Source organism: Rhizobium sp. RAF56 (genome assembly GCF_052113965.1).
GTDB lineage: Bacteria > Pseudomonadota > Alphaproteobacteria > Rhizobiales > Rhizobiaceae > Rhizobium.
Genome location: NZ_JBFRDU010000004.1, coordinates 48,967 through 61,197, shown reverse-complemented (window position 1 = coordinate 61,197; position 12,231 = coordinate 48,967). Strand labels below are relative to the sequence as shown.

Annotated in this window: 10 protein-coding genes; 8 read left to right on the top strand and 2 right to left on the bottom strand. The window is 61.2% G+C overall.

Annotated features, from left to right (window positions below):
* The first annotated feature begins 52 nt into the window (after nt 1-52).
* Complete coding sequence (locus AB4048_RS04660) at nt 53-1,027, top strand: 2-hydroxyacid dehydrogenase (RefSeq protein ID WP_442200749.1); 975 nt, start codon at nt 53-55, stop codon at nt 1,025-1,027.
* On the opposite strand, the gene AB4048_RS04655 is transcribed toward AB4048_RS04660, so the two are convergent.
* Nucleotides 1,013-1,804 carry a gamma-glutamyl-gamma-aminobutyrate hydrolase family protein gene (locus tag AB4048_RS04655; protein WP_442200748.1) on the bottom strand — a complete coding sequence of 264 codons (792 nt, stop codon included), beginning with the start codon at nt 1,802-1,804 and terminating at the stop codon, nt 1,013-1,015. The two genes, AB4048_RS04660 and AB4048_RS04655, sit on opposite strands and share 15 nt — an antisense overlap.
* A 185-nt stretch (nt 1,805-1,989) precedes the next feature.
* Between AB4048_RS04655 and AB4048_RS04650 the strand changes: the two genes are divergently transcribed.
* The 7 genes from AB4048_RS04650 to AB4048_RS04620 all read left to right on the top strand — a co-directional run bounded on the left by AB4048_RS04650 (nt 1,990) and on the right by AB4048_RS04620 (nt 10,068).
* Nucleotides 1,990-3,096, top strand: coding sequence for a TRAP transporter substrate-binding protein (locus AB4048_RS04650; RefSeq protein WP_442200747.1), 1,107 nt, complete (start codon nt 1,990-1,992; stop codon nt 3,094-3,096).
* Nucleotides 3,097-3,301: 205 nt separating this feature from the next.
* Nucleotides 3,302-5,608 (top strand): putative bifunctional diguanylate cyclase/phosphodiesterase, encoded by a 2,307-nt coding sequence (locus AB4048_RS04645; protein WP_442200746.1) that lies wholly within the window; start codon nt 3,302-3,304, stop codon nt 5,606-5,608.
* 236 nt (nt 5,609-5,844) lie between these two features.
* Nucleotides 5,845-6,603 (top strand): N-acyl amino acid synthase FeeM domain-containing protein, encoded by a 759-nt coding sequence (locus tag AB4048_RS04640; RefSeq protein WP_442200745.1) that lies wholly within the window; start codon nt 5,845-5,847, stop codon nt 6,601-6,603.
* 181 nt (nt 6,604-6,784) lie between these two features.
* Nucleotides 6,785-7,009 carry an aa3-type cytochrome c oxidase subunit IV gene (locus tag AB4048_RS04635; protein WP_442200744.1) on the top strand — a complete coding sequence of 75 codons (225 nt, stop codon included), beginning with the start codon at nt 6,785-6,787 and terminating at the stop codon, nt 7,007-7,009.
* Between the two features lie 95 nt (nt 7,010-7,104).
* Nucleotides 7,105-8,268 carry a Re/Si-specific NAD(P)(+) transhydrogenase subunit alpha gene (locus AB4048_RS04630; protein WP_442200743.1) on the top strand — a complete coding sequence of 388 codons (1,164 nt, stop codon included), beginning with the start codon at nt 7,105-7,107 and terminating at the stop codon, nt 8,266-8,268.
* Nucleotides 8,265-8,663, top strand: a complete 399-nt coding sequence (locus tag AB4048_RS04625) for a proton-translocating transhydrogenase family protein (RefSeq protein WP_442200742.1) — start codon at nt 8,265-8,267, stop codon at nt 8,661-8,663. The genes AB4048_RS04630 and AB4048_RS04625 overlap by 4 nt, the downstream gene beginning before the upstream one ends.
* Nucleotides 8,664-8,673: 10 nt before the next feature.
* On the top strand, nt 8,674-10,068 hold the full coding sequence (locus AB4048_RS04620; RefSeq protein WP_442200903.1) for an NAD(P)(+) transhydrogenase (Re/Si-specific) subunit beta: 1,395 nt from the start codon (nt 8,674-8,676) through the stop codon (nt 10,066-10,068).
* A 294-nt stretch (nt 10,069-10,362) separates the two neighbouring features.
* On the opposite strand, the gene AB4048_RS04615 is transcribed toward AB4048_RS04620, so the two are convergent.
* Nucleotides 10,363-12,015, bottom strand: a complete 1,653-nt coding sequence (locus AB4048_RS04615; RefSeq protein WP_442200741.1) for a sensor histidine kinase — start codon at nt 12,013-12,015, stop codon at nt 10,363-10,365.
* Between the last annotated feature and the right edge of the window lie 216 nt (nt 12,016-12,231).

The following is a 12,231-nucleotide window of genomic DNA, read 5'->3' as shown; positions in this document are numbered from 1 at the left end:
TCGCTGGCGGTGCGATAACGTGCCATCCGCTGACCCAGAGTAAGGATCGACCATGCCCGTTGCCCGACCTGCCATTCTCATCCCTGGAAAGATCCATCCGCGTGTCGTGGAGCGGCTCGCCGATCGCTTCGAGATCATCGTCGCCGAGCGGGGCGACAGCCCTGATGTCGCGCGGGAGGCTGCTGAGCGTGTTCGTGCCGCCGCGGTCGTCGGCAGCTTCAACGCCGCCTGGATCGACGCACTTCCCAATCTTGAGATCATCGGAAATTTCGGCGTCGGCTATGACGGCGTCGATGTCGCGCATGCCGCGGCCAAAGGCATTCTCGTCACGAATACGCCCGACGTCCTCAACGACGAGGTTGCCGATACAGCGATTGCCCTCCTTCTCAACACGCTTCGCCAGTTTCCGCGCGCCGAGCAGTGGCTTCGCGAGGGCAAGTGGCGGAGCGGCGTCTCCTTTCCGCTGTCTCCCTTTTCGCTGAAGGGCAGGCATGTCGGGCTCTATGGGTTTGGCCGCATCGGCCAGGAAATCGCCCGGCGGCTGGAGCCGTTCAAGGTCAAGATCAGCTATCACGCGCGCCACCGCCATGAGGGCGTCGCTTATGACTATTTTGCGACGCTCACCGACATGGCGAAAGCCGTGGACACGATCGTCGCGATAGTCCCGAAGACGGCAGGGACGCACAAGACGATCGATGCGGCGGTGCTGGCCGCGCTCGGACCGGAAGGGGTTCTTATCAACGTCGGCCGTGGCTGGTCGGTGGACGAGGTGGCGCTCGCAGCGGCATTGCGTGACGGCAAGCTCGGCGCTGCCGGGCTCGACGTCTTCTACGACGAACCGAACGTGCCGGCCGAGCTTGTGGCGCTACCCAACGCCTGCCTGTTGCCGCACGTCGCCTCCGCCTCGGCACCGACGCGCAACGCCATGGCGGATCTCGTCGCCGACAATATCATCGCGTGGTTTGAGACGGGCAGGGCGCTGACGCCCGTGCCTGAAACGAGGGCTGTGGCGTCAGACGATCGCTGAGCGCCTTGGTGCGGCGATCGGGAGCTCTCCCTTGCCCGCCGCGTAGTCCCTGACCGCATCGCCGAACGCTTCGAAGAGCCGGCGCGAGGGGCTGTCGGTTTCGGCCCAGTATTCGGGATGCCATTGCACGCCGACGGCAAAGGCCTTGGCGTCGATCACCGAAACCCCCTCGATCGTGCCGTCCTCGGCGGTCGCTTCCACCTGCAGGCGCGGCGCCGTCTTGGCGATGGCCTGGCGATGCAGCGAATTGACCTGGAGTTCGCCGGGGCCGACGATGTCGGCGAGGCAGGAACCTTCCCTGATGAAGACGCCCTGGCGGATCGCATACATGCTATCGCGGTCGACGTTGGCCGGCTTGCGGTGGTCCCAGACGCCGGGCTGGTCCTGGATTTCGCTCGCAAGCGATCCTCCGAGAGCGACGTTTAGCTCCTGTATGCCGCGGCAAATGGCGAATGTCGGGATGCCTCGGTCGAGCGCGCGTCGGATGAGGGGAAGCGAGACCGCATCGCGGGCCGGGTCGAAGGGGCCATCGGCCTCGGTCGCGTCAGCGCCGTAGAGGGAAGGGTGAACGTTGGTCGCCGAACCCGAGACGAGTAGCCCGTCGACGCGATCGAGGATCGCATCCGCATCGTAGCCCTCTTCCATCGCCGGCACGATGAGGGCCATCAGCCCTGCCGCCTTCAGCGTCGCGCGGATATATTGATGCTGAACTGCATGCCAATGCGTGCCGTCGAACGCGCGAATGTCGGCGGGAATGGCGATGATCGGCTGGCTCATAGTCGCTCCGGTAAAAATGCCAAATTGCTGAGATGGTGTGAGAGCGCAGAATGGTGGGCGTGTCAACGGTGCTGGCGTCGCCTTCGCAAGGCTTGAAAGAGAATATTCATCGTGGTTAGGTCCAGCCGTTGCGAATGCCGCCGGCGGACGCAGAAAGCTGAATACCGCCGATGCGGGAGGTTTTGATGGATCGCCGTTCGTTTATGAAAAAAGCCGGCCTTGCCGGCGCCGGTGCGGCCGCCTCCACGCTTGCGGCGCCGGCCGTTGCTCAGGACAGTCAAAAGATCACCTGGCGCATGACCTCGTCCTTCCCGAAAACGCTCGATACCATCTTCGGCGGTGCGGAGGATATCGCCAATCACGTGGCGGCGGCCACGGACGGCAATTTCACGATCCAGACCTTCGAGGACGGCGAGATCATACCCGGCCTGCAGGCGGCGGATGCCGTCAGCGCCGGTACGGTGGAGGCCGCGCACACGACGTGCCTCTATTTCTGGAACAAGGATCCGACCTACGCGCTCGGCGCCGCCGTGCCCTTCGGCCTCAATGCGCGGCTCGCCAATGCCTGGTTCTATCAGGGCAACGGCAATCGCCTGATGAACGAGTTCTTCGCCACGCAAGGCATGTATGGCGTTCCCGCCGGCAACACCGGCGTTCAGATGGGGGGCTGGTTCCGCAAGGAAATCAATACGCTCGACGATCTCAAGGGTCTGAAGATGCGCATTTCCGGCCTTGCCGGCAAGGTCATCGAGAAGATCGGCGTGCTGCCGCAGCAGGATATCGCGACCAAGGATATCTTCGCGGCCCTCGACAAGGGCACCATCGACGCCTGCGAGTGGGTCGGCCCCTACGACGATCTGAAACTCGGATTTTACAAAGTGGCGAAGTTCTACTACTACCCAGGCTGGTGGGAGGGCGGCACCGTTATCCATGCGCTCTTCAATCTCGAGAAGTGGAACGCCTTGCCGCCACGCTATCAGGCGGCGCTCGGTGATGCCTGCGCCTTTGCCAACACCAACATGCTCGCCAAATACGATGTCAGGAACCCGCAGGCTCTGAAGCAGATCGTGGAGCAAGGGGCAACGCTCAGGCCCTTCAGCCAGGAAATCATGGAGGCCTGCTTCCAGGCCGCGCAGACGATCTATGCCGATCTTTCGAAATCCAACGAGTATTTCAGGAAAGTCTATAGTGACCAGGTTGCTTACAAGAAGGATGCCTATCTCTGGATGCAGCTTGCCGAATATACGTTTGACACCTTCATGATGATCCAGCAGCGCGCCGGCAAGCTTTAGGCGGCACCCGGCCGGCCGTCCCTTCGCGCGAAACAGTCAAAAGTAGAACTCGATCGATTGCTTCCCTACGGATAGGTTGCAAAATAAAACTCAAACTAGCCCTGTTGGCGCTTAATTTTAGAATGTTCGACCAAATTCCGATTATGAGAGCAATCAAATTTAAAGGGTTTTTGAGTACTGTGCACGCGCATAAGGGAGATCCCGGATGAAGTCGCCGAGCCCGAATAGCGTGCCGACAGATGTATATCTGTCGTTCGTGAGTTCGCTCTTTGGAAATCGCAAGACGCTGTTTACCGGCATGATCGTTCAGATCCTGACGTTCGTGGCCGTGTATGCCAAATCCGGGGCTTCGTTTTACCTCTACCTTTCTGCAATCTTCATTTCAGTCTGCGTCTACCGCATTTACTGGTTCCATCAGTTCGACATTGCCAACAAGGCGGCCATGGGGCGCGACGATATAGCGCGGTGGGAGCGACAATATCTCTATGGCGGCGTTTCGACGACCACGCTTTTGGGTATCAGCTGCGGCTACGCTATCCTTCTCCAGGACGTTTTTGCGCAGATCGCCTGCATCACCGTGACGCTGGCCTCGATGGTCTCAGTCGTTGGCCGCAACTACGGCTCGCCCAAGGCGGTCAATTTGCAGACCGTGTCGGCGGCGCTGCCGATCAGCGTCGGCTTCCTGCTTCTGCGTGACCCCTACATGACGCTGTTGTCGGTGACGCTGATCCCGTTCGTGCTGACGACGCGATCGATGGCGAACGGCGTACGCGCGTTCCTCTATCGCAACGTCATCGCATCGCGTGAGATATCGCTGATCGCCGATCGTTTCGACACCGCGCTAAATAACATGACGCACGGCCTGTTCATGCTGGATGCCGACAATCGGATTCTGGTGGTAAACCGCAAGGCCTGCGAGCTGCTGCATCTGAGCAACCAGGAACAGCTCAAGGATTGCGAGCTCGACGTCGTGCTGCGCTATGGCGTTCGGCATGCCTTCATCGACGGCTCGCTGCCGAGCCTGATCCAGCGCCAGCTTGCGCAGCTGGTCGACGGAACGCTGTCACGCTCGCTGATCCGATTCAATGACGACCTCTATCTCGAATTCTCGGCAAACCGCCGACCTGACGGCATCGTCATTCTCATCTTCGAGGACGTGACGGCACGCATTCGCGCCGAGCGCAAAATCCTGCACATGGTGCGGTTCGATTCCCTGACCGGCCTGCCCAACCGCGAATACTTCATCGAGCTCGTGAAAGAAAACCTCTCGGCGCGGCCAAGGCCCGGCAGGATCGGCATCATGGTTCTCGATATCGACGAGTTCAAGCACGTCAACGACACCAAGGGCCACGTCGCCGGCGACCGGCTGCTGGTCAAGATCGCCGCCCGCCTCAAGGATGAGGCCGAGGGGAAGGCGGTCGTGGCGCGCCTGATGGGCGACCAGTTCGTTCTCCTGTTTCCGAACGAGGAGAATGCCGCCGACCTCGACGCGCGCATTCGCGCCCTCCACGCCGTCATGGCGGGCATCTACGAAGTCGATGGCAGCACTTTCCGCATTTCGTTCAGCGGCGGCTACGTGACGATCGACAGCCAGCAGTTCCGTCCGGAAGAATGGCAGATCAAGGCCGACCTGGCATTGTTCGAGACCAAGGTGCGCAACCGCGGCGGCTGCACCGCCTTCGAGGGCGAGATGGATGCCCGCTATATCGAACGCCAGGCGCTGAAAGAGGATCTGCGCGCGGCGATCGAGAACGGCGATCTGCGCGCCGCTTACCAGCCAATGTACAAGCCGGATGGCTCTCGGATCGATTGTTGTGAGGCGTTGTCGCGCTGGGTCCACCCCGAAAAGGGTGCAGTGCCGCCTGATATCTTCGTCCAGCTCGCGGAGGAGATGGGCATCGTCTCCGGCATCACCCGTTTCATGATCGAGACCGCCTGCCGCGATTGCGCGAGCTGGCCCGAGCCGATTGCGGTGTCGGTCAACTTGTCCGCCCAGGACCTGCGCAACAGCGATATCGTCGCGATGGTCGGCGAGGCACTGGAGATGACGGGCCTGCATCCGTCGCGGCTGCATCTCGAGGTCACGGAAAGCTGCCTCATCGACGAACTGACCACGGTCTTCACGATCCTTGCGGAATTGCGTTCCAAGGGCATTACCATTGCGATCGACGATTTCGGCACCGGCTTCTCCAGTCTCAGCTATCTCGATTCGCTGCCCATCGACCTCGTGAAGATCGATCGCTCGTTCGTGCGCAACATCACCGAGGACGCCCGCCGCCTGAAACTCTTGCGCGGCACGGTCAACCTTTGCCGGGAACTCGGCCTGCAGATCATCGTCGAGGGCGTCGAGACCGAGGAACAGCTTGCACTAATCAACAAGTATGAGTGTGCCGATCTCATCCAGGGTTACGTCTTTGCGACGCCCACACCAAACGAGCGAATCATGCCGCTGATCGAAGCTCTCGGCAAAAAGCAGGCCGTGCGCCGTCGCAAGCACGTCGCCGTCGCCTGACACTTTCGCGCACCGCCACAATTCATCCATAATATCATATCGTTAGACGTTGGCGCGCCAAGTGGCTGCCGTGATTTTCCGCGCTTGGCGCGTGTCGCCGATGGCGACGCTGGCACGCTGCAAATATTAAGAATTAACCATAATATATAACTTATGATTTAAATTTCATTCAAATCCATTGAGTATGGCCAAAAGCTGAAGCATTAATAATCCGTTAACAATACGGATTAACACATATGGCTTATACAGGGGCGTTTGGGGACGGCTTTTCGGGGAAACTCATGGCGGCGCTCGACCACATCGAGTATCGCCGCATCGAAAGCGGCGAGGACATGGAGGATGTGGCTCGGATTCGCTATCAAGCATACAAGCTTGCCAACATACTGCCGCTCAGCGGCGCGCGGCTGGTAGACGAAGTGGATTTCGACAAGAACGCTTATATCTTCGGCGTGTATTTCGACGAGCGGCTGATCAGCACGGTCCGGATTCACCACGTGACGCCGGAGCATCGCGTCAGCTCGACTCGTGAAATGTTTCCGAACGAGATCGACGCCTTTCTGGATGCGGGCATGACGCTCATCGATCCGGTGCGCTTCGCGGCTGATCCGGAAATAATCGGCGAGATGCCGGCGCTGCCGTATCTGACGCTTAGAATTGCTTCGATGGCGGCGGACTACTTCGATGCGGATCGCGTCTTGCAGCTGGTGAGCCCGCAGCATGCGCCGTTCTACAAGCGGGTCTTCTATGCCGACACCGTCGTTCCCTCTCAGAAGAACGTGGGCAAGTACAACATCGAACTGACGCTGATGGCGACGCGCACCCGCGACGTGCGGCAAAGGCTCTACGGACGCTTTCCGTTTTTCGTCTCCGAGCCCTTCGAGCGGCGGCTGATGTTTGCACGCGGGGAGAACGCTGGTCACCCGCCTTTGACGATCCTCCCGACCGCGCGTTTTGCCGCCGACAGGGATCAGGCCGTCAGCAGGCGTGCCGTCTAGCGAAATTGATGCGGGTCGTGTACTGCAACGGCGTTCTTGTGCATTGCATTTTTCCACGCTTTATGTAACGGCTCGACCAAGGGATTTGCCTGTGGCGTCAATTGCGTGACGCCTGAAGGCATGGCCGAGTATATTCGATCTGCCGCCAATGGCGGATCGAACGCGATGGGGAGAGCTTGGAATGGCAGAACATCAAACCGGTCCGGTGGAGACGGGTGCTCCGATGGATTACCGGGAGCACGAGAAGACCTACGAGATGTTTCTCGCGGGTGCGAAATACGGGTCGCTTCTCATCGTGGCGCTGATGGTCGCCATGGCGGCTGGCTTTTTCGGCCATGCCGGTCTGCTTGGCGGTCTGCTTATTTTTATCGTTTTTTCTCTGATCGGCGCTTTCATATTGCGTTAACCGGCCTCGCCGGGCTCCCGACAGGTTTTCGATAGTTTAAGTCGCGCTGGCGTTTTGCTCGGCAGCGCGTGTTGTCTGGTGCATGGGAGGTGCATTTGAGCAATCTTGTTTTTGTATCAAAGGAGACGGTAGGGGATGAGACGCGCGTTGCCGCGTCCGTCGAGACCGTCAAGAAAATGCGAACGTTTGGACTGGAGGTCGTGGTCGAAGCCGGCGCCGGCCTTTCCTCGCGAATTCCCGATGGCGAATACGAAGCCGTGGGCGCCCGCATCGGTTCGGCCGCGGATGCGGCCAAGGCCGACGTCGTCTTGAAGGTTCGCCGCCCGACAGGCGCGGAGATTTCCGGCTACCGCAGCGGCGCGATCGTGATCGCGGTCATGGATCCCTACGGCCACGCCGAGGCGCTTGCCGAGATGGCGAAGGCCGGGCTCACCAGCTTCGCCATGGAACTGATGCCGCGCATCACCCGCGCGCAGTCGATGGACGTGCTCTCCAGCCAGGCGAACCTTGCCGGATATCAGGCCGTTGTCGAGGCGGCCGCGCTCTATGATCGCGCCATGCCGATGATGATGACGGCCGCGGGCACGGTTCCGGCCGCCAAGGTCTTCGTCATGGGCGCCGGCGTTGCCGGCCTCCAGGCGATCGCGACGGCGCGCCGCATGGGCGCTGCGGTTTCCGCAACCGATGTGCGTCCGGCGTCAAAGGAACAGGTCGCCTCGCTCGGCGGCAAGTTCATTGCCGTGGAGGACGACGAGTTCAAGGCGGCAGAAACCGCCGGTGGCTATGCCAAGGAAATGTCCAGGGAGTACCAGGCCAAGCAGGCGGCGCTCGTTGCCGAGCACATCGCCAAGCAGGACATCGTCATCACCACGGCTCTGATCCCGGGCCGCCCGGCGCCGCGCCTTGTTTCCCGCGAGATGCTGAAGTCGATGCGTCCGGGTTCGGTCGCCGTCGACCTTGCGGTCGAACGCGGTGGCAACATCGAGGGCGTCAAGGCCGGCAAGATCGCCGACGTGGACGGCGTCAAGGTTATCGGCTTCAGCAACATGGCCGGACGTGTGCCGGCCAGCGCTTCGCTGCTCTATGCCAAGAACCTCCTGACTTTCCTGGAGACGATGCTCAACAAGGAGACGAAGACGGTCGCTCCGAACCTCGAGGACGATCTCATCAAGGCGACGATGCTCACCCATGGCGGTGCCGTCGTTCACCCGAATTTCCTGGAAGTGCAGCAAGAGACTGCCAAGAAGGGAGCAAAGTGATGTCGCAGACAATGGACCAGGCACTCCAGCAGCTGAACGATGCCGTCAGGGCCGTTGCCTCTGCCGCCGCTCAGGCTCCCGAAGCCGCAAGCGCCGCCACCGGCGGCATGATCGATCCCTTTGTGTTCCAGCTTGCGATCTTCGTCCTGTCGATTTTCGTCGGCTACTACGTCGTCTGGTCGGTAACGCCGGCCCTTCACACCCCCTTGATGGCCGTCACCAACGCGATCTCCTCGGTGATCGTCGTCGGCGCGCTGCTTGCAGTCGGCATTTCCACGAGCGGGCTTGCGACCGGCTTCGGCTTCGTCGCGCTCGTTCTCGTTTCGGTGAACATCTTCGGCGGCTTCCTTGTCACCCAGCGCATGCTGGCGATGTACAAGAAGAAGGACAAGTGAGGCGACCATGCTGACCAATATTTCGGCCTTTCTCTATCTGGTCTCGGGCGTCCTCTTCATTTTGGCGCTCCGCGGCCTTTCGCATCCGGCAACCAGCCGCAAGGGCAATCTCTACGGCATGGTCGGCATGGGTATCGCGATCGCGACCACCCTGATGCTGGCGACGCCCTCTTTCGGCGGTCTCGTGTTGATCGTACTCGGTCTGGCGATCGGTGGCGGCGCCGGCGCCTATATTGCGCGCGTCATTCCGATGACCTCCATGCCGCAGCTGGTGGCGGGCTTCCACTCGCTGGTCGGTCTGGCTGCCGTGTTGGTGGCGGCGGCGGCACTCTATACGCCATCGTCCTTCGGCATCGGCCAAATCGGCTCGATCCACCACGAAGCGCGCGTCGAGATGGCGCTCGGCGTTGCGATCGGCGCGCTCACCTTCACGGGCTCGATCATCGCCTTCCTGAAGCTTGACGGCCGCATGTCCGGCAAGCCGATCATGCTGCCCTTCCGGCACTTCATCAACGCCGCGATCCTTGCCCTCATCGTCCTCTTCATCGTGGGCCTCGGCATCAGCGAAAGCCACTTCGACTTCTGGGCGATCGTCGCCCTGTCGCTGGCGCTGGGCGTGCTCCTGATCGTCCCGATCGGCGGCGCCGACATGCCGGTGGTCGTGTCGATGCTGAATTCCTACTCGGGATGGGCGGCGGCCGGCATCGGCTTCACGCTCGGCAACCTCGCGCTGATCATCACCGGCGCGCTCGTTGGTTCTTCGGGTGCGATCCTGTCCTACATCATGTGCAAGGGCATGAACCGCTCCTTCATCTCGGTCATTCTCGGTGGCTTCGGTGGCGACACCACAAGTGCCGCGGCCGAAGACATCGACCGCACCGTGAAGCTCGGCTCCGCCGAGGATGCGGCCTACCTCATGGCCAATGCCTCCAAGGTCATCATCGTTCCGGGCTACGGCATGGCGGTAGCGCAGGCGCAGCATGCTCTGCGCGAGCTTGCCGACAATCTCAAGAAGAATGGCGTCGAGGTGAAATACGCGATCCATCCGGTCGCGGGCCGCATGCCGGGACACATGAACGTGCTGTTGGCCGAAGCGAACGTCCCCTATGACGAGGTGTTCGAATTGGAGGACATCAACTCGGAGTTCGCCCAGGCCGACGTCGCCTACGTCATCGGCGCCAACGACGTCACCAACCCGGCGGCGCGCGACGACAAGACCTCGCCGATCTACGGCATGCCGATCCTCGACGTCGACAAGGCCAAGACCTGTCTCTTCATCAAGCGTTCGCTCGGCTCCGGCTACGCCGGCATCGACAACACGCTGTTCTACAAGGACGGCACAATGATGCTGCTCGGCGACGCCAAGAAGATGACCGAGGAAATCAACAAGGCGATGGCCCACTGAGGCCATCGCTTGAATTTGCGCGGTGGAGTGGTAATATCTGTAGTCGAGGGAGGTGAGACGACCTTCGTTCCGGTGGAGACCGGGCTTGCGCCCGATCTCCTTCTCTTAGCGGCTAATCGTTAGTGTCCAGCGGCAACCGAACAACCTAACGACAACCGTAAGCCGGATCTTCAATCGTCTCACCTCCTTTCGCTGCCGGATCATTGCAACCCGGCGACCTATTTCTTTCGTATAAATTGTATTTTTGCAAGTTGCGCGGCCGCTGTCGGCTGTTTCGCGGAAATGTCTGCGCGGTCAGTCCCGCTCCATGGTGTGGCGGGGTGCGGTCAGAACCCATTGCAAGCCTTCCGACCGGAATTCGATGTCCACGCTGCCGCTGAAGGCTGCCGCTGCGTGCGTTCTGATCACCGTCGTGCCGAAGCCGGCATGCGTCGGCTCGCTGACCGACGGACCGTTGAACTCTTTCCAGGTCATGCGCAGCAACGAACCGTTCTCGCCGGGGATATCCGCCCAGCTGATCTCGATCCTGCCGCCGAGCACGGAGAGCGCGCCGTATTTGACCGAATTGGTCGCCAGTTCATGGAGCGCGAGACCAAGGTTCTGCACGGCTTCCGGCTTCAGCAGGAAGTCCGTACCGCGTACGTCGAGCTGCTGCGGCGCCTGCAGGAATGTCGCCAGATGAATGTCGATGAGGCGCCGAAGCGAGACGCCGGACCATTGCTCGCTGGTCAGAACCTCGATCGAGCGCGCGAGCCCCTCGAGACGATCCGAAACGGCGCGCTGGAACGCATCGATGCTGTCCGTCTGCTTGGCAAGCTGCCGCATCATCGCCTGTGCCAGCGCCAGCAGGTTCTTGGTCCGGTGCACCAGTTCGTGCATGACGAAATGCAGCCGGTCTTCGGTCTGGCTGCGGTCGAAAGAGGCGTTGGAAAGCGCGACGGCCACCTGGTTCGCCTCGATCACGCTCGTCTCGATCGGCGATACGATGTCGCCGCGTCCCATGCGGTCGGCCATCTTGGCGATGTTGCGGATCGTGCCGCGAACCTGGCGCGCGACGACATAGACCGCGATGAGCGCGATCGACAGCAGCGCGATGCCGCCAATGATCAGAAAGCGCCAAGTGCTGGTGATCGACGACTGGGCAGACGCAATGGGTCCCCAGACGGCGATCTTCCATGACCATCCGGGTATCTGTGCGTAGCCGAGCAGATTGCGCGGCAGCACGGCCCGTCCCTGGATCGAGCCGCTCGTCGCGGTCATGTCGGGCAGCAGGTCCGGAAAAAAGGCGCTCGCGGGCGCCAGATTGGCAGGGCCACTCGCCACGACGACATGGCCGGAACTGTCGAGCACGGCGGCGGACCAGCCGGGCGGCAGCCCGTCGACGGAGACAAGCTGTGCGAGCTCCTTGGCGTTCTGGGTGGCGATGAGGGCGGCGCCGGGGGCTGTCGGGGGAAGCGGCATGGTGACGTTGAACACGGGCTCGCCGCTGGTGGCGCCGATGAAAACGTCTGACACCTCGGTCTTTTGGGAATTCAAGGCGCTCCAGAGCGCCGGCAGGTTGGACATGCGCTGTAGAGGCGTTCCATAGGGGCGGCGGGTGTTGAGAAACTGACGTCCTTCCGCGTCGACCAGGATGACGTAGAGCGCCTCGGAGGCAAGCGCCGAAGTGGTACGTTCGTGAAAGGCTGAGAAATCGGACTTTTCGAGTTCCGGCGACGTCGAGAGAATCCTCAACGTCGTCGCCATGTCCTGCAATTGGCGGTCTATGCCGCGGGCGAGCACCTGCGCGTCTTGAACGGTGTCGCGCCTGAGCGCACTGCGCTCATTGTCCTCGAGTTGCAGGAGGAGCAGCGCGACGAAGGCGAGGATCGGCAGCGCGATGGCAAGCACGATCGCCAGAAGGTAGGCGCCGATCGGTGCCCGCGGAAAAATGCGCACGCTCTTCATGCGCAGAATCTGAGGCAGAAATGGCCCTGGACGCCCGCGAAGAACGCCGTCATGTCGAACCCCTCCGCGACCCTTACAGCACAGCCCGTCGTTCATGACGCGCTAGGAACGCTGTAGCATTTTGAGATTGCGCATTATCCCTTTTCGGCTCAATTCCCGCCTAAAGGGTCATGCGCTGTTTAATAGCACGCTCTCCAATTTCATATATTAGATAAT